Consider the following 18,821-nt stretch of genomic DNA (forward strand, 5'->3'; position numbering starts at 1 on the left):
CTCCCACCCCCCCTTTTATAAAAGGGAGGAGTTCCCCCTCTTTTTTAAAGACGAGGGTTAGGGGGAGATTCTAATCTTGAACTGAAAATAAACCTGTTGATAAATAACGGTCACCGCGGTCACAGATAATGCAGACAATCACGGCATCAGGTGTTTCTTCGGCAATTTTAACCGATGCCCAAACTGCACCACCTGATGATGTACCTGCACTGATACCTTCAGTACGCGCAAGCTTACGCATGGTTTTTTCAGCTTCAATCTGGGGAATATCAATAATACGGTCGACACGACGACGATCAAAAATAGTTGGCAGATATTCTTCAGGCCAGCGGCGAATCCCCGCGATGCTTGAACCATCTGAAGGTTGTAAACCAACAATCTGAATATCAGGGTTTTGTTCTTTCAAATATTTAGAAACACCCATGATGGTACCGGTGGTGCCCATCGAGCTGACAAAATGGGTAATCTTGCCACCTGTTTGCTTCCAGATTTCAGGCCCTGTAGTCAGGTAATGCGCTTCAACATTATCAGGGTTACCAAACTGGTTCAGAACAAAACCCTTACCTTCTGCCTGCATTTGCATAGCGAGGTCACGTGCGCCTTCCATCCCTTGCTGCTGAGTCACTTCAATCAACTCTGCACCATAGGCCAGCATGGCATCTTTACGTTCCTGACTCATGTTGTTCGGCATGATCAGTTTCATTTTATAACCGCGCATTGCCGCAACCATTGCCAAAGCAATACCGGTATTGCCACTGGTGGCTTCAATCAAGGTATCGCCTGGCTGAATCTGCCCACGTTTTTCGGCCTGTACAATCATGTTATAAGCAGGACGATCCTTGACTGAACCTGCTGGATTGTTACCTTCTAATTTGGCTAATACCGTGGCCTGGGTATGACACGCTAAACGCTGCAAACGTACTAAAGGGGTTTTACCGACATAATAATCAAGTAAAAATTCATCTGCTAAAAAATCAGTTTGCGTATTCGTCATGATCGACACCGATATTAAGGTGGCGACTATTGTATGAAAAAAACAGAAATACTGCACCATTTCACTCTGCTTTTTATTGGCAAGCAGATGTCTGCGCTTATCAGAAAGCATGCTAAGATATTGCGCAGAATGATAAATCTGACCGAACTATGTCAAATTTCAATAAGACCATATCGAAACGTTTACGCCTCAATCATGCTTATGGGCAGTTGATTGCACTTATTCTTGTGCCAATTGCGATTTTGACAAGTGTAGGAATTCTTTGGGTTTTAGCCGAAACGACCAACTCAGCCAAACAACAACAGCGCTCAGATGCTTCTGCGATTTTGGCACGCTATCATCAAACGGCAAATGATTTATTAAAGCTGGTTCAAGAGCAACCTGATCAATATGATCGCGCGCAAAACATCATGCAAAAAATGTTTGATGAAAAGAATTTACAACGTGCGGTGCTGATTGATAATAAAGGACAGACCTATTTAAGTGTCGGTTATCAAAACAACCGTTTCTGGCCTAATTTCCCCAATAACAGTAATTTTTTTGGCCCCATTTCTCATAATCACAACAATATTTATGGTGCAAAACTGGACAGCGGCAATCCTGACTCTGTCTGGCTGATGATTGAGCTGGATAATCAACCGCTGGAACTGGCTCGTTATAAAGTTTTACTGTCATTGGTGGTCACAGGCTTATTGACCATTCTCATTTTACTGTTCTGCCTGAATGTGTTCTCCCGCCGCTGGCTCGCACCGATCTATGAGATTCGTATGCAAATGCAACGTCTCAATGCGGATACACTCGATCAGCACATTGTCGTAAACAGTACCGGTGAACTGCGTTTACTCCAGCGTGACATTGCCAACGTGGTGAAACGTCTACACTTTAGCTTTCTCGAATTAAAAGAACATACCGAACAAACCGAAGAAGATTTACGCAGAACCTTAGATACCTTAGAAGTTCAGAACATTACTTATCGTCAGGCGCGTGACCAAGCAATTTCATCGAATCAATCCAAGTCTGTTTTCCTGGCCAATATCAGTCATGAGCTTAGAACGCCACTGAACAGTATTGATGGCTTTATTCATTTGTTGCTGCGTCAGCAAAACCTGAGCAATGAACAAAATCTCTATCTGCAAACGATTCGAAAATCCTCTGCGCACCTACTGGCACTGATTAATGATGTACTAGACTTTTCTAAAATTGATGCGGGCAAATTAGAACTCGAAACCGCCCCGTTTGACCTTGAAGAAGCCATCTTCGATGTGATGGATATGCTCTCGCCTCTGGCGGCACAAAAGCATATCAATATGGCCTTCTATTATGCTGAAAACATTCCACAGCATGTGGTTGGTGATGCGCTACGCTTTAAACAGATTCTGACCAACCTAATTTCCAATGCGATCAAATTTACCCCTGATGGTGAAATCATCGTACGGGTGCGTATGGAAGATGATGAGATTGGACAATGTTTATTGCATTTCAGCGTACAGGACAGTGGTATTGGCTTAAGTGGTACTGACCGTAAAAAATTATTTGAATCCTTTTCTCAAGGGGATGCCTCGGTTACCCGTCAATTTGGTGGTACTGGACTCGGTCTGGCTATTTCCAAGCAGCTCGTACATTTGATGCATGGTCAGATTGGCTTTGAGGATAATCAGGAGCGCGCGCCAACAGAAAAAGGTTCGACCTTCTGGTTTACCGCATCCTTTAAAGTGGAAGAACAAGATGAGTTTGTGGAACATCCTCATTTTGACCATTTGCAAGTAGTGTCTTATCTGGCCCATCCTGCAACAGCCAGCGTTCTGCGCTCATATCTGGAAAATTATCGTGTTTCACATATTGAAACCCAATCTATTCTGGATCTGTTCAGTCGTTTAAATCATCTCAACCAGCAAGAAAGCACTTGGCTGATTGTGGATCACAGCGGCGATACCGAAGCATTACTAAAAGAAATCCGTCAGCGTTATCACGGCAATCTTGCGGTTTATGGCTACCAGATGAGCCTTGATCCGAATATGCTTAATGAATATCGCGCACGTCCGCTCTATCAACCGCTCAGTCGTCGTGAACTGGTTCAGTTGCTCGGCAACCAGCCTATTTTTGAACAGGAACCTGAAGACTTTAATGGTCAAGGTCTACACGTCCTAGCTGTCGATGATCATCTACCCAACCTGATTGTGCTTGAAGCTTTACTGGGTGAACTCAATGTCACCACTACCAAAGCGTTAAGCGGACAGAAAGCCATCGACATTATTCAGGAACGTATTGAACAAAAATCACCACCATTCGATCTGGTGTTTATGGATATTCAAATGCCTGTGATGTCTGGTATTGATACGACCCGTGCGATTCGCTCTTTAGAATCAACTCTAGATAATGGCATGCAACTGCCAATCATTGCCCTCACCGCACATGCACTGGCAGACGAAAAGCAGAAGTTACTCAAAGTCGGTATGAACGATTACGTAACCAAACCGATTCAGATGGAACAGATCATTCAAATCCTGACACATTGGACCAAGAATAACTTTAGTGCCCAGCCAGTCAATATTGAACAAAAACGTCCAATCGAATCGATTGATCCAAATATTCTCAACTGGCAACAAAGTATTCAGTTGGCTGCCAATAAAGAAGATCTGGCGCAAGACCTGTTAGGCATGCTGGTCGATAGTTTTGATACTGAACTTGCTGAAATGCAGCAGTTGATTGAAATGGAAGACTTTCCACAACTTGAGCATGTGCTGCATCGTTTATATGGCGCAACGCGTTATGTCGGCACGCCAAACCTGCAACAGGTTTCAGGTGAATTTGAACAATTTGTCTCGACCTTACGTAAAGAGCGTCGCAAAGCAGATGATCAATTTATCCGTGAAACCAATCATCGTTTCAGTGAGCTAAATACTGCCATTGAACAAGTCAGACTGGCAGCAAATTTAATCTTGCATGCGCACGACAGTTAACGTGACTGGGGTGTCATGTTTCAACTCTGACACTCATGCTATGCTGCCTCATCGAACACAATAAGAGTAAGACAGATGGCACTTTTACGCGTTGAAAAGAACAATGGAATTGCAACCGTTTCTTTAAACCGGCCAGACAAACGCAATGCAATGAGCTTTGCTTTGCTAAAAGAACTGGTTGCAACCGCAAAAAAAATTGAAAAAGACCGTTCAATCCGTTGTGTCATCTTAACAGGTGAAGCCAATGTATTTAGTGCTGGCATCGATCTGTCTGATCTAAATAATCCGAAGAATACAGCATTTGCAGCATGGGAATTGATCAAGCCTGGACAAAGCCTGTTTCAAAAAGCATTTTTAATCTGGCAGAACCTGCCGATCCCTGTGATTGCAGCCATTGAAGGCTATTGCTTTGGCGCGGGCATGCAACTGGCACTTGCAGCGGACATTCGCATTGCAACACCAACCACTAAAATGTCAATTATGGAAAGCCGCTGGGGCCTCGTCCCAGATATGGGACTGACCCGTTCGCTCAAAGGTCTGATTGGCGTTGATCTTGCCAAAGAACTTACCTTGACTGCGCGTATTTTTGATGCTGAATACGCCAAAGAAATTGGTCTAGTGACACATTTAGACAATGATCCATTGGCAAAGGCAAATCTCATTGCGGAAGAGATTTTACAGCGTTCACCAGATGCGATTATGGCAGCAAAACGCGTTCTGGATGCAATGGAACACCAGCCAGAAAAAGCATTACGCCTAGAAAAGCTTTGGCAACTTAAACTACTATTAGGTAAAAATAGCAGTCTTGCGCGTAAGAAAGACAAAAATCCAGAGGTTGAGTTCCTGCCTCGTCAATATAAATAAGCACAACCAGAGTACATTCACATGCATGTTAATCAACAAACACCAATCGCATTTCTAGGTATGGGTTTAATGGGGACACGTATGGCGAGCAGGCTACTGCAAGCAGGTTATCACGTGGCAGTCTGGAACCGTAGCCCACATGCATGTGAAGCACTGATCCAACAAGGTGCTCAAAGTCTAGAATTAAAAAAAATTGGAAATTATCCCGTCATTTTGACTTGTCTGGCAGATGATCAGGCCGTTCAAAGTGTCTTTTCCCAGATTCAACCTAACTTAAAAGCGCAGCAAATCATTGTTGATTTTTCCAGCTTGTCCGTTGCCGCTACGCTAAACCTCGCACAAGCAGCACAGCAACAGGGAGTAACATGGATTGACTCTCCTGTATCAGGCGGAACCATGGGCGCTGAACAAGGAAGCTTAGTCATTTTTGCGGGTGGAGATACAGCAACTATCCAGCAACTTAGTCCAATTTATCAAGTTCTTTCTCAGCGGGTGACCCGTATGGGTGAATCTGGTACAGGTCAGGCCACCAAGATTTGCAATCAACTGATTGTGGCTGCCAACAGCACTTTAATTGCTGAAGCGGTGGCACTGGCAGATCAGGCAGGCGTTGACACCACACTACTGGCACCCGCCCTTGCAGGCGGCTTTGCCGACTCAAAACCGTTCCAGATTCTTGCCCCTCGTATGGCAACTGATACCTTTGAACCTGTGCAATGGAAAGTGCAAACTTTGTCAAAAGACCTCAACAATGCACTACAACTCGCACAAAGTTTTAACTTAAAGATACCTGTGGCACAAAAAGCTCTACTACAGTTACAAGCCCACCAAGAAAATGGCTTTGCCGAGAAGGATTTAGCTACTATTATCAAAGTTATAGAACAATAAACAGGGTCTATTGATTCAGGGAGTCAGAATATGAGCCATCTCGCAGTCAATTTATCAATGATTTTTACGGAAGTCCCTTTAATTGAGCGTTTTGCTTTAGCCCATGCACACGGATTTCAACAGGTTGAAATTCAATTTCCTTATGAATTAGACATTATTGATATCCGTACCCAACTCGAACAATATAATCTTTCTTTATGCCTGATCAATGTTCCTGCTGGCGATCTGATGCAAGGTGGTAATGGTCTAGCTGGGATTCCCGGCCGTGAAATTGAATTCCATCAAGCACTTGAACTGGCAATTCGCTATGCCAATGCACTCAATGTGCCGCGCGTTAATATTCTGGCTGGTAAACAACCGCTGGATGCGGATCTGCTGCCTTGCCTGAATACACTGGCCAGCAACTTGAAGCTTGCTTGCCACATGTTCACCGAGCAAGGAATTGAGCCTGTTTTTGAGATGATTAATGGTACCGATATGCCACGCTTTTTGATCCAGAACATTGCACAAGGTCAGGAAATGCTGGAGGCCGTCCACCACCCTGCCTTAAAGATGCAATATGATTGCTACCATATGGCGATGATGGGTGAAGATGTTTTAGCTGGGCTACAAGAAAATCTACACCAGATTGGACATATCCAATTTGCCGACTGTCCCGGCCGCCATGAGCCAGATACAGGAAATATCCCGTATAAACAGATCTTTGACTGGTTGCTACAAAGTGACTATCGAGGTCTCATTGCGGCGGAATATCGACCAAAAACCCAGTCAGATCAATCTTTTGCATGGAAAAAGAAGTACTTTTCCAATGATGTGAATACATAAACTGTTACTGCTAAAATTTGAACTTTTTAGAGAAAAACGGTATATTTGACAATGAGCAATTGTCAGGAAAATATACCCTCTATGAATTTAGAACCATCGCCCAGCGCTTCTAATTCTCACGACCTAAAAATCAAAACAGCGAACAAAGATGTACAGGCTTGCCTTAAAGTTGTACATGAAGCTCTCACTGATGTAAAAGCCAAAGATATTCTTGAACTTGACGTAAGTACGATCAGCAATGTTGCCGATGCAATTGTAATTGCAAGCGGTACATCGACTCGTCATGTTAAAGCCCTTGCAGATAATGTTGCTGATGAAGCACGTAAAGCAGGTTTCCGCCCAATCGGTGTCGAAGGTGAACGCGATGCTGAATGGATCTTAATTGATCTCGGTTTCGTTGTGGTACATGTGATGTTACCAACCGCGCGTAAGTTCTATGACCTAGAAAGCTTATGGCGTGCACCCGAATCTGTAGCGTAAAGCTCTCCAAAAAAGCGACCGAATCGGTCGCTTTTTTATATTTAAGTAAGTAACTCCTGGACTTTTTCACATTCCACTTGATATTGTTCTGTGAGATTAAAAACCTGACAAAAGGTAGCAAATAAAGCAGCCCGCTCCGATTTCTCTTCATTCGTCCAAATTGGCTTATAGTACTGATACTGGACCTCACTTAATAATTCCTTAACCTTTTCTACTAGAATCTGTTTTTCTCTGTTGGTATGACCATATTTCCATAGGCAGATAAGCCAATCAAACTTATTCCAAAAAGAAAAATGATCGTAAGCCTCTAAACGTTGAGCTATACCAAGCTGCTCATTACTGAATTGATAAAGATTATCAAGCTGTCTAGGTTGAATACGTTCAAGTAAAATAAATTTTCTCAACAAATAAAAAGGTAATCTTAGTTGTTTTTCTTCCAGCACTTTCACAACTTCATTTAAATCAAAATATTCCAACTTCATCGCCTTATATAAAACAACAAATAAAACAGAAGGTTGATTTAAAAACTTAATCAAAGAATAAAAGTCCTGCTTATCCCATTTTAATAACAACATTTGCATCAACCCGAGTCTAACTTTTTGTTCAGTTAAAGAAGAAGGGATTAAGAACTTTTCAAAGTATTTAGAAAAATCAAAATTCCGTTGTTTTAACTCAAAAATAGCAATATCGATGATTGATAAATACTGACTATTCAGTGCTTGAAGTAGAATAACTTCATCCAACTCACCCCGTTGTTGCAATTCATATAAAATTGCTTTTTTAACATCAGCGTATTGCGTTTTTATTAGCTGCTGCTTTATGAATGCAACATCTTGCTTCACAACAAAAGAAATCCAGTATTTACGAATTCCTTGATCATTGGCGAATTGTGCTATCTCTACCAGCTCAAGCTCCGAAAGTAATTTTTTATCTAAAAGATAGTGATAAAGCGTTCGACTGAGTTTTCCTTGCTTAAAACGTAATACAGGTTTTACCTTATCCAAATTCTGGGATATTTTCCTCATCAATATATCTTCAATCTCACCCACGATACGAATTCTTTTTTGAATCGCATAAATATCAAGAAAGTAATCAAGACAAAGATCTATACATTCAGGCCGGTCACCCCATCTCAATAAATGTTGAGCTGCTAGTTTTCGGTTAATAGGTACATAATCGCTTAATTTGCGCAACAAATGCGGAAATAAGATTGGTTCAAAACACCCCTTTAAGTGTTTCAAGGCAGCTTCACGCTCGTATCCATCATACCAATAAAGTTGGTTAATATACTTCTGTAACTTATCTGGAGTCATTATATTCAAAACATTTTATAAAATTATCACTGCAAGACATTAAAGCTGTTTTATAAATAAATAGAAAGTTAATGAAAACGAATTTCATCAATTTTAACCCGCATAGTAATAATCATGTTTAGCTTCTGGCCTAGAAAGCTTATGGCGCGCACCCAGATCTGTAGCGTAAAGCTCTCCAAAAAAGCGACCGAATCGGTCGCTTTTTTTATATTTAGATCACCCACGAGAATCTCTTTCACACAGTTTTTATTACTCCCTTCTCTAGCTTCACAAATTTTTCTTCTGATTGCCAATCAACACAACAATGCTAGTATAAATACACCCATCACCCATTAAATCTAAAACAATATGAAAGATTCAACTGAATGGATTGAAACGCTTAACAAAATTACTGGACTCGCGCAAACAGGTTTGTACTACTCAAAAGATGTCTATGACAAAGAACGTTATGACCAAATTATTAGTTATGTCCGCACGTTAATTGATTTAAAAGAAATTGACACTCAAGACTTTATTGCAGATGTGCTTCAAGATGTCGGATATGCAACACCTAAAATAGATGTACGTGCAGTTGTATTTAAAGAAAATAAACTCTTATTAGCCAAAGAAACACAAGATGGCTTATGGTCCATTCCGGGCGGCTGGGCTGATATTGGCTACTCAGCAGCAGAGAATGCTGAAAAAGAAGTGTTAGAGTAAACAGGATTAGAAGTTAAAGCAACAAGACTTCTTGCACTGACGGATCGAAGAAAACATCCTCATCCAGCCATGTTTTTACATGTGTATAAGGCTTTCTTTTGGTGTGAACTCATTGGAGGTGAGTTAAAACCAAGTATTGAAACATCTGAAGTTGGATGCTTTGGTAGAAATGAATTACCTCCTATTTCGACAGCTCGTGTTACAGAAACACAAATCCACCAATTTTTTGAGTTACGACAAGAACTACCTGAGAGTACTTATTTCGATTAACATTCAATTCTGAAACTCATCAAAAAATATAATCCCAAAAAACAATATCTTTGCCATCTTAAGGACCAGCAAATACCAGTTATCACCCACAACTAATTTTGACATGACAAATTGTCAAAATTCTAGCACTATACAGATTCTTGCAATCCCACCAATAAATAGCATAACTGGAGTACAGGAAGTGAAAATACTGATTACAGGTGCCAATACTGGCATTGGTTTTGCCACGGCAGAACAGTTGGTTAAACAAGGGCAACACGTGATTCTCGCATGCAGAAACCCACAAAAGGCGCAAGAAGCACAAAGCAAGTTACGCGCACTCGACCAAGGACAAGTCGATCTTATCTCCCTCGACCTCAACAGCCTTGAATTTACCCGAAAAGCAGCCGATGAAATCGCAGATCGTTACGGTAAGCTGGATGTGTTGATCAACAATGCGGGCTTATTTGCCAAGACCAAACAGCTGACAGCCGATGGCTTCGAGCAACAATTTGGTGTCAATTATCTCGGTCATTTTTTATTGACGCAAAAACTGCTTCCTGTTTTAAAACAATCTCCTCAAGCACGGATTGTCCATTTAGCCTCGATTGCACATTGGGCAGGCTCAATCAAACCCAATAAATTCCGTGCAGAAGGTTTTTACAACCCCTTGTTTTATTATGGACAATCCAAACTTGCCAATTTATTGCTGAGTAATGCCCTCGCAGAACAACTGGCAGATAGCTCAATCACCAATAATGCCTTACACCCTGGTGGGGTTGCCTCTGATATTTATCGCGACCTACCTAAACCTGTTTATGCAGCAATGAAACTCGGCTTAGTTCCCACCTCTGTTCCAGCAAAACTGATTACCCAAATGGCGATTGGAGATGAATGGGCAAAACGCAATGGAGAATATGTCAGTGCGCATATGCCTGACTGGAAATCTTCACATGCCAAAAATCAGCAACTGGCACGTGACCTATATCAACAGTCTATGAACCTTGTTGAAAAGTTTATTTAAACAAAAATAACTTCAAATAAAAAAAAGCCACCCAAGGGTGGCTTTTACAATCTTGATTGAGGTCAGATTAGTGACCACCACCATTAATTGCTTTCGTCATATCTTCCACAACTTTCTTGGCATCACCAAAGATCATCATGGTTTTTTCATTGTAGAACAAGTCATTGTCTAGGCCAGCATAACCTGTTGCCATAGAGCGTTTGATCACCATGATGGTACGTGCTTTATGCGCTTCAAGGATCGGCATACCGTAAATTGGTGAACTTGGATCATCTTTCGCTGCTGGGTTAACAACGTCGTTCGCACCAATCACAAGTACTACGTCTGTTGCAGGGAAGTCTGAGTTGATCTCATCCATTTCCAAGATGTCTTCATACGCAACATCTGCTTCTGCCAACAATACGTTCATGTGACCAGGCATACGGCCCGCAACTGGGTGAATCGCAAAGCGAACTTTTACACCCTGCTCTTTCAAGATTTCACACAACTCTTTAACAGCATTCTGTGCACGACCTTGCGCCATACCGTAACCCGGTACAATCACAACGCTGTCTGCATTTGACATCAGGAAGCCTGCATCATCTGCTGAACCAGAACGGTGGTTACGTTGAACTTGCTCACCTTTGTCTGCTGACGCAACTGCTGCACCTCCCATTGCACCACCAAACAATACGTTGATGATTGAACGGTTCATCGCCTTACACATGATGTAAGAAAGAATCGCACCTGAAGAACCAACCAGCGAACCTGCAACGATCAACATATTGTTTTCAAGTGTGAAACCAATACCTGCCGCTGCCCAACCAGAGAATGAGTTCAACAGTGATACCACGACTGGCATATCACCACCGCCCACTGGTGCAATCCATACCCAACCAAATGCAAGTGCAAGTGCTGTCATTGCCCAGAACGCAGTCATGTTACCTGTGGTAAAGAAGTAGAAACCACACGCCAGCATTGCAATAAAGATGATGGCCTGAACAGGTTTAACCCATGCACCAGAGATTGTTTTTGCCCATTTCTTTGCAGCCAATTTACCGTAAGCAAATACAGATGCAGTGAATGTAATCGCACCAACGAAGCAACCTACGAACAATTCAAATAAATGAACTGAACTCATATGTGCATGTTGAACACCCGCAGCCGTTAAAGCAGCTTCATTTTGCGCAAACAATGCAGTGAGCTGGTTGTTATGCAAGATCGCAGCAATCGCAATCAATACCGCAGCCAAACCGACCAAAGAGTGCATCAATGCTACAGTTTCAGGCATTTGTGTCATTGGAACAGTTTTCGCACGTGCTATACCAACAACAGCCCCTAACACCATTGCACCGCCAATCATCCAAACCACTGGATGTTCAGCAACAAAGAAAGTCGTCACAACAGCAATCGCCATTGCGATCATACCGTAACGGTTACCCGCAATTGCAGTCTTAGGACCAGACAAACCACGTAAGGTTAAGATAAAGAGGACAGCACCAATCAGGTAGAACCAATCCGCATAGTCTCGAATGAATTCCATCGCTTAGCCCTCTTTTTTCTTTTGCTTCGGCTTGAACATTTCAAGCATACGAGCAGTTACAGCAAAGCCACCGAAGATGTTAATGCTCGCCAAGAACACAGCAATCGCACCAAGCACACTCACCACATTGACACTTTGGAATGCAACATTTGCATCAACACCAATCGCAGGCATACCCACTGTCTGGATCATCGCGCCAACTACAATAATTGAAGACAACGCGTTGGTTACCGCCATTAAAGGGGTATGCAATGCAGGTGTTACGCCCCACACCACGTAATAACCTACGAAGATGGCAAGGACGAAAATTGTAATCGTTTCAACCATGAGAACTCTCCTTAACCGCGCTTGAGCAGTACTTGACCGCCATGTGCCACAAGTAACGCTTTCTGGATTTCATCTTCCTGATTAATCGCAAAGCCTTTCTCTTTGTCGAATAATGTCTCAAGGAAGTTAAAAACGTTACGCGCATACAATGCCGATGCTTCTGTTGCAACCGTGCCAGGAATGTTTGGAATACCCAAAATTTTCACGCCATTTTCAGTTGTTACAGTTTCGCCTTCTTTAGAACCTTCAACGTTACCACCCGTCTCAACTGCCATATCTAAAATGACAGAACCCGGTTTCATTTTGGCAACGGTTTCAGCTTTAATTAAACGCGGAGCATTACGACCTGGAATCAATGCAGTGGTGATTACGATGTCAGCATTTGATACAGCTTTATCTACAATCGCAGCTTGATCTTTGATGTATTGCTCACCTGGCTGCCAACCATAACCGCTTTTCGCAGCTTCAGCAGCACGTTGCTTTTCTTCATCGGACATTGGCACGTCTAGCCATTTGCCGCCTAAAGATTCAACTTGCTCTTTTGCGGTCGGACGTAAGTCTGTTGCTTCCACAACAGCACCCAAACGTTTCGCAGTTGCAATCGCCTGAAGACCAGCAACACCAACACCCATAATCACAACACGTGCAGGTTTTACTGTACCTGCTGCCGTCATTAACATTGGGAACATACGTTGATATTCAGCCGCTGCTAACAATACAGACTTATAGCCTGCCAAGTTTGCCTGAGAAGAAAGTACATCCATGTTTTGTGCACGTGACAGCGTACGTGGAAGCAGTTCTAAAGCAAAAGCAGACACTTGCTGAGTAGCAAACTGGTCTAATTCTGGATTGCGGTAAGGGTCAAACATTGCAACCACAGTCGTATTCGCCGCAAGTTTTTGAATTTCATCGCCTTTAGGGGCACGTACCTTCAAAATAATTTGGCTGCCTGTATATGCATCGTCCGTAATGGTTGCGCCAACTTGTTCATAAGCACTGTCAATATACGCAGCTTTAACACCAGCACCACGTTCAATGACAACGCTATGACCTGCGTTAATCAACTTCTTTACTGTTTCCGGTGTAGCCGCTACACGACTTTCACCAGCGACAGTTTCGGTTGGGATTCCGATCTGCATGAGCGTCCCTCAAGCTAGTTTTTCTTAAGTAAACATCGCAAATAGCAATGTTTCCCCCAGGAGTATTCTTTGTAGAAATTTGGATTCTAATGGAAGTTTTTTAAATTTCCACCCAATATTTATTTAATAAATACCCATATTTTGAACTGATGATTCACATTTATATTGAAAACTTGTATGCTCAGCATGTTTGACTTTTTGTAAAGCAAACCTCTCCACTCATATATTCTCAATATGAAATTTTGATTAGTATTAATCATCATCTGTTCAGTTTTAAGCGCAGTATTCTCGATTAAAAGGCATGTCTACGCTGTATTTATTCAACAAATCCACACATCATCCTTATCTTGAACAGCATTGAACCAAGTTCCATTTATAGCGCTTTGCTCTTTATTCTGGTTGTTCAAAAATAATGGGTTGAATCAGCATCATAGACATGCCGGTAGAGAGTGGGATTGGCTTATCTCCGTTTTCTCGTGGTCGTTTCGGCGACTTCTTTATGAATGTATCAGCAATACTTGCTGGATGACTTATGATGAAATGACAAATTCCCTTATCAATAAATCTGAATTGAATTGATATGAACCCTAAGAAAAACCAAAAAGAAATGTAAAAACTTGAGTAGGCATTTTTTCAAGTGATATTTGTATCGTTTTGTCTAGCAAAAGCCGCATTTTTGCACAGTATTGGTGCAAAAATTAAACAGTTAAATTATCTGCTTCATCATTCTGGTTTAGCAACAGTAAAATTTCCTGAAAATGTGCCCCCATCGCCTCTTCTGCGAGACAATCTTCTGGGTTTCGTAGCGGACATTGCTCCAAAGACAGGCAGCCACAGCCAATACATTGATCCAGTTGTTGACGTAGCTGTAGCAACATCATAATTTGCTGATCAAGCTGTCCCTGCCATTGTTGTGACATGATTTGCCAATCTTTTTTTGTGGCAACTTGCTGCTTAGGTAGGGTCGCAAAGGTCTCTTTAATCTGTTGCAAGCTAATCCCGACTTGCTGGGCTGCTTTAATAATTGCAATCCTTCTTAACATAGCCCGTTGATAACGGCGTTGATTGCCTGCTGTTCGCGTACCCCAAATCAATTCTTTTTCTTCATAGAAACGAATGGTTGGTACTGAAACACCACTTCTTTTCGCCAGTTCGCCAATACTCAGCCAAGTCTGTAATTGTTCTTTCAAAATCTGCTTGACCTCTAGTTAACTTGAGCTTTGATACTAACATACCACAGCAACCAGAATGAGTTTTAGCCATGAATCAGCCCCATACAGATGCATTTCAATTGATCAATCCCGATGCGCTCTATGACCCGCGCAGCAATGGCTATAGTCACGTTGCGATCATAAAACCCAATATGCGTATTATTCATATTGCAGGTCAGGGTGGAGAAAATAAAAATGGCGAGCTTTCTAAATATTTTGACCAACAGGTACAACAAGTCTTCTATAATATTCAGCAGGCATTAGCTTCAGCCCAAGCGCAACAGTCAGATATTGCCGTGCTACGTATTCTGGTGGTCGATCATGATGCTGATAAGCTTCAGGCGCTGGTAGCTATCATGCAAAGCTTATGGAAAGATCAAGCATTTCCGGCCTGCACCCTGATTCCTGTACCTGCGCTAGCCCTAGAAAACATGCAAGTCGAAATCGAAGCCACCGCTTATACCGCATAAATCAGAATAGAGAATCCTATGTCTATCCCCCAAGAAGATATCAGTCAAAATAAAACTTTACTTTGGTTTATGGCGGCAGCGTGCGGTTTATGTGCGGGTGCCAACTATTATAGTCAGCCTTTGATTCATTCGATTCAGCAATACTTTTCTGTTACTGAAGGTCAAGCTGCCCTGACCGTAACCTTTGCTCAAGTGTCGTATGCACTCGGTCTTTTGTTCATTGTTCCAATGGGCGATGTGGTCAATAAAACCCGATTTATTCCTTTACTCATGGGGTTATGTGCTATTGGCTTATTCATCAGTGCCTTTTCAGTAAATTTACCGATGTTATGGCTTGGCACAGTGATGGCGGGTCTATTTTCAGTGGCAGCTCAGGTACTAATTCCACTCGCGACCATGACGGTAAAGCCTGAAAAAACAGGAGAAGTGATTGGCTTTTTAATGAGTGGTTTACTGGTCGGTATCTTACTTTCAACCAGTCTCGCAGGCTTGTTTTCCAACCTGTTTCACTGGAAAGTCATCTATGTAGTGAGTGGCATTTTAATGCTGATTCTGGCCTATGCCTTGAAAAGCCGTCTGCCTTATGTCATGCGTATGAAGCTGAATTATAGTCAGGTTTTTGTCTCCATGGCACAACTGCTTAAACAGGAAAAGCGCTTGGTGTTACGCGCACTTGCGGGTGGTTTTGCCTTTGCAGCAGTCAGTATTTTATATTCAACCATCGCCCTATTATTGACTTCAGCCCATCATCTACAAGACCTGCTGATTGGTATGGTACCGCTGGTCGGTATTTTTGGGGCGCTTTCTACCCAATATATTGGTAAATATGCAGATCAGGGCTATACCAGCAGACTGACTTGGATCGGTTGTGCCTTATTCATTCTCAGCTGGATATTTTTCTATTTCGGTCAAACGACTTTAGTGAGCTATATTCTTGGTTTTGCATTGATCCAGTTGGCCTTAGCATTAGTCCATACCAGTAACCAGAGTATTATTTTCCGTTTACGCCCTGATGCCAAATCACGGATTAATGCCATTTATATGACGGCCTACTTCACTGGCGGTGCTGGCGGTTCTGCGTTAGGGATTTTTGCATGGAATCATGGCGGCTGGAGTGCAACCTGTCTGGCGGGCTTCAGTCTGGTCTTTGCCTGCATGTTATTTAGTTTTATAGATTATCTTGCGACCAAGCAAAACAAGATTGTAGCGTCTTGAATTTTCATATTGATGCTTAAAAATTGAAGTGATCGGGATGAGCATTGGTGAAATTTTCTTAAAACTCGTATAATGCTGCCCTTTCTTTTCTTGTCCACATCCGAGAGCCCTTTATGCAATCACTAGAATCATTAAAGCCACGTATTTCCGTTGCGCCAATGATGGATTGGACAACAAAAGACTATCGTTTTTTTGCACGCCTGTTTAATCCAAATGTGGTGCTCTATACCGAAATGGTGACAACGGGTGCGATTATTTACGGTGGTGCCAATCGTCATCTTGACTTCAACAAAGAAGAACACCCAATCGTGTTACAACTCGGTGGTTCAAACCCACAAGAACTCGCGACCTGTACCAAAATGGCAGAGGACTGGGGTTATGATGAAGTCAACTTAAATGTCGGCTGTCCAAGCGATCGCGTTCAGAATAATAAAATTGGTGCATGCTTAATGGCGGAGCCTAATCTGGTCGCCGAGTGTATTCATAGCATGCAAAAAGCCGTATCGATTCCTGTGACGGTCAAACATCGTATCGGGATTGATGATATGCAGTCTTATGAAGAAATGCTGCATTTTGTCGATACTGTAGCGGCAACGGGTTGTACTCATTTTATCGTGCATGCGCGTATTGCGATCTTGCAGGGTCTCTCACCAAAAGAAAACCGTGATGTACCCCCTTTACGTTATGAAGATGTATATCGCCTGAAACTGCAACGTCCTCACCTGACCATTGAAATCAATGGTGGCATTAAAACCTTTGAAGAAACCCAGCAACATTTACAGCATGTTGATGGGGTGATGATTGGCCGTGAAGCCTATCACAACCCGTATCTTCTCGCAGAAATGGGACAACTCTGGAATCTAGAAGCGCCTGATCGTTTCGAAATCATGCAACAGATGATGCCGTATATTCATCAACGTGTTGCAGAGGGTGCGCCATTATCCATTATCACACGCCATATTTTAGGTCTATTCCAGAACTTGCCAGGTGCACGAAAATGGCGTCAGGCACTCAGTGGTGGTAATGCAAAAACGATTAGTGATATTGAAAATGCCATTCAAAATATTCAGGCCGCCATGCAACGTACCGAAGACTACCTAAAAGAGCATCAATCCTGATTGATGCTTTAAAAAATGCCAACTTAATCACACTGTGAAATATGATTTTACAAATCTGAAATTTTTTCTGGGGTCGAACTTAACTTCCTTATAATTAAGGTAATCTTCAAAAAATCTTCATTAAGATTTCATTATAAATCGCAAAAATTGTTATATTATTACATTACATTTTGGTTTTTTTGAGTTTTATCGCTTACTATGTGCCGCGTAATAGATTCTGGCACACGTTCAGTTGTTTTGAAAATGCGGTAGAGATTCACAATGATTTATGATGTACCTTCAGTTGATCACAGTATGATTCACCCACCCTCGCAACAGGTGGTTATCCCTTATCGAGAAATGCCGAAGCCTCCATCAGTAGCAGGGATTGATGTAGATAAATTCTCTCAAAAGCTCGCTAAAAGAGCATCGTATCGCAGCTCATCTCAATGTGCCAAATTCGTCAGAATCGCTTTACAATCCGCAGGGGCTAAAATCGTACAACACCCTGTCGCAGCTTCAGACTGGGGTGGCACCTTAAAACAAATCGGCTATCAACAAATTACGCCTGATTTTAATAACCCTCAGCCAGGTGATATTTATATTATTCACCGCACTAAAAAACATCGTTACGGCCATATTGCAGGCTTCACAGGTTCACAATGGGTGTCTGACTATAAGCAACGCAGCTATGACGTTTATAAAGATCCCAATGTCACTTACAGCTATTACCGCTTAGCACCGCAATATCCACAAGCTTAATCGTTCAGAAGATTTAAGTCCTGAGCTTATCCAGTTTTTTCAGGACTTCCGCAACGGCAACCATCGCAAAGCTTGACGTCACCACCACTGCAGAACCATAGCCCCCACAACGTAGACCCGCACTTGGACACACCTCTGCGCTCGAAAATGGATTATCGATCGAATAAACGCAAGTGATGCCAAATTTCTCTTTTGGCTTTTTACAAATCCCCATAGATCGAAGTTGAGTACGCAACTTTGCCAACATCGGATCTTGCTCGGTCTTCGACAAATCTGCGACACGAATTTTCAGTGGGTCCAGCTTACCGCCTGCACCGCCCGAAACAATCAAGGGAATCTTGTTAAAGCGACAATGCAACATCAAAGCAAGCTTGGCTTTGACATCATCAATACAATCTAAAATGATCGTCGGAACTGGATCTAATATTTCTTTGACATTTTCTGGTGTGAGATAGTCATCAATCACATTCACTTTCATGCGTGGATTAATCTGACGGCAACGTTCAGCCATCACTTCAATTTTCTCTTGTCCCAGTGTCGAACTCATTGCAGGCAATTGACGGTTAATATTCGATGCCGCAACGACATCCATATCGACTAAAGTGAGCTCACCAATTCCCGTACGTGCCAGTGCTTCAACTGCCCAGCTTCCTACACCACCAATCCCGATGACCATGACATGGCTTTGCTCATAATGAGCAAATGCACTTTCTCCATAAATTTTGGCAACACCAGCAAAACGGCGGTCATATTCATCATTTACAGGTACATCGGTCATAACA

General features: G+C 42.3%; 17 protein-coding genes and 1 pseudogene. 11 read left to right on the forward strand and 7 right to left on the reverse strand.

Annotation, left to right across the window (positions count from 1 at the left end):
* Nucleotides 1–70: 70 nt before the first annotated feature.
* Nucleotides 71–994 (reverse strand): cysteine synthase CysM, encoded by a 924-nt coding sequence (cysM, locus tag AWW72_RS07930; protein ID WP_062847041.1) that lies wholly within the window; start codon nt 992–994, stop codon nt 71–73.
* 149 nt (nt 995–1,143) lie between these two features.
* Between cysM and AWW72_RS07935 the strand changes: the two genes are divergently transcribed.
* The 5 genes from AWW72_RS07935 (at nt 1,144) to rsfS (ending at nt 7,011) form a co-directional block, all read left to right on the forward strand.
* A complete protein-coding gene (locus AWW72_RS07935; protein WP_062847002.1) occupies nt 1,144–3,954 on the forward strand; it encodes a GacS-like sensor histidine kinase in 2,811 nt (936 codons plus the stop codon).
* 75 nt (nt 3,955–4,029) lie between these two features.
* Entirely contained in the window at nt 4,030–4,818 is a 789-nt protein-coding gene (locus AWW72_RS07940) for a crotonase/enoyl-CoA hydratase family protein (protein ID WP_047431694.1), read from the forward strand.
* Between the two features lie 21 nt (nt 4,819–4,839).
* Nucleotides 4,840–5,706: an NAD(P)-dependent oxidoreductase gene (locus AWW72_RS07945; RefSeq protein WP_062847003.1), complete on the forward strand. Its 867-nt coding sequence runs from the start codon at nt 4,840–4,842 to the stop codon at nt 5,704–5,706.
* Nucleotides 5,707–5,736: 30 nt separating this feature from the next.
* Nucleotides 5,737–6,531, forward strand: coding sequence for a hydroxypyruvate isomerase family protein (locus tag AWW72_RS07950; RefSeq protein ID WP_062847004.1), 795 nt, complete (start codon nt 5,737–5,739; stop codon nt 6,529–6,531).
* An 81-nt stretch (nt 6,532–6,612) separates the two neighbouring features.
* Nucleotides 6,613–7,011, forward strand: coding sequence for a ribosome silencing factor (gene rsfS, locus AWW72_RS07955; protein ID WP_004774663.1), 399 nt, complete (start codon nt 6,613–6,615; stop codon nt 7,009–7,011).
* Between the two features lie 41 nt (nt 7,012–7,052).
* Here the strand turns inward: rsfS and AWW72_RS07960 are convergent, their stop codons facing one another.
* Complete coding sequence (locus AWW72_RS07960) at nt 7,053–8,324, reverse strand: hypothetical protein (RefSeq protein WP_062847005.1); 1,272 nt, start codon at nt 8,322–8,324, stop codon at nt 7,053–7,055.
* 348 nt (nt 8,325–8,672) lie between these two features.
* On the opposite strand from AWW72_RS07960, the pseudogene AWW72_RS07970 reads away from it, so the two are divergent.
* A pseudogene (locus AWW72_RS07970) lies at nt 8,673–9,293 on the forward strand (NUDIX hydrolase).
* A 181-nt stretch (nt 9,294–9,474) separates the two neighbouring features.
* Entirely contained in the window at nt 9,475–10,296 is an 822-nt protein-coding gene (locus AWW72_RS07975) for an SDR family NAD(P)-dependent oxidoreductase (RefSeq protein WP_062847007.1), read from the forward strand.
* A 67-nt stretch (nt 10,297–10,363) separates the two neighbouring features.
* Here the strand turns inward: AWW72_RS07975 and AWW72_RS07980 are convergent, their stop codons facing one another.
* The 4 genes from AWW72_RS07980 to soxR all read right to left on the reverse strand — a co-directional run bounded on the left by AWW72_RS07980 (nt 10,364) and on the right by soxR (nt 14,477).
* Nucleotides 10,364–11,818: an NAD(P)(+) transhydrogenase (Re/Si-specific) subunit beta gene (locus AWW72_RS07980; RefSeq protein WP_009509823.1), complete on the reverse strand. Its 1,455-nt coding sequence runs from the start codon at nt 11,816–11,818 to the stop codon at nt 10,364–10,366.
* Between the two features lie 3 nt (nt 11,819–11,821).
* Nucleotides 11,822–12,145 carry a proton-translocating transhydrogenase family protein gene (locus AWW72_RS07985; RefSeq protein WP_004774657.1) on the reverse strand — a complete coding sequence of 108 codons (324 nt, stop codon included), beginning with the start codon at nt 12,143–12,145 and terminating at the stop codon, nt 11,822–11,824.
* A gap of 11 nt (nt 12,146–12,156) precedes the next feature.
* Nucleotides 12,157–13,284 (reverse strand): Re/Si-specific NAD(P)(+) transhydrogenase subunit alpha, encoded by a 1,128-nt coding sequence (locus AWW72_RS07990; protein ID WP_004774655.1) that lies wholly within the window; start codon nt 13,282–13,284, stop codon nt 12,157–12,159.
* Nucleotides 13,285–13,982: 698 nt separating this feature from the next.
* On the reverse strand, nt 13,983–14,477 hold the full coding sequence (soxR, locus tag AWW72_RS07995; protein WP_155757784.1) for a redox-sensitive transcriptional activator SoxR: 495 nt from the start codon (nt 14,475–14,477) through the stop codon (nt 13,983–13,985).
* A 68-nt stretch (nt 14,478–14,545) separates the two neighbouring features.
* On the opposite strand from soxR, the gene AWW72_RS08000 reads away from it, so the two are divergent.
* The 4 genes from AWW72_RS08000 to AWW72_RS08015 all read left to right on the forward strand — a co-directional run bounded on the left by AWW72_RS08000 (nt 14,546) and on the right by AWW72_RS08015 (nt 18,039).
* Complete coding sequence (locus AWW72_RS08000) at nt 14,546–14,965, forward strand: RidA family protein (RefSeq protein WP_062847008.1); 420 nt, start codon at nt 14,546–14,548, stop codon at nt 14,963–14,965.
* 18 nt (nt 14,966–14,983) lie between these two features.
* A complete protein-coding gene (locus AWW72_RS08005) occupies nt 14,984–16,180 on the forward strand; it encodes an MFS transporter (RefSeq protein ID WP_062847009.1) in 1,197 nt (398 codons plus the stop codon).
* A 113-nt stretch (nt 16,181–16,293) separates the two neighbouring features.
* Nucleotides 16,294–17,298: a tRNA dihydrouridine(20/20a) synthase DusA gene (gene dusA, locus AWW72_RS08010; RefSeq protein ID WP_062847010.1), complete on the forward strand. Its 1,005-nt coding sequence runs from the start codon at nt 16,294–16,296 to the stop codon at nt 17,296–17,298.
* A gap of 261 nt (nt 17,299–17,559) precedes the next feature.
* Nucleotides 17,560–18,039 (forward strand): CHAP domain-containing protein, encoded by a 480-nt coding sequence (locus AWW72_RS08015; protein WP_004774602.1) that lies wholly within the window; start codon nt 17,560–17,562, stop codon nt 18,037–18,039.
* A gap of 13 nt (nt 18,040–18,052) precedes the next feature.
* On the opposite strand, the gene AWW72_RS08020 is transcribed toward AWW72_RS08015, so the two are convergent.
* Nucleotides 18,053–18,817 (reverse strand): tRNA threonylcarbamoyladenosine dehydratase, encoded by a 765-nt coding sequence (locus AWW72_RS08020; RefSeq protein WP_004774601.1) that lies wholly within the window; start codon nt 18,815–18,817, stop codon nt 18,053–18,055.
* Between the last annotated feature and the right edge of the window lie 4 nt (nt 18,818–18,821).

Origin of the sequence: Acinetobacter sp. NRRL B-65365, from assembly GCF_001605865.1 — a bacterium.
Taxonomy (GTDB): domain Bacteria; phylum Pseudomonadota; class Gammaproteobacteria; order Pseudomonadales; family Moraxellaceae; genus Acinetobacter; species Acinetobacter vivianii.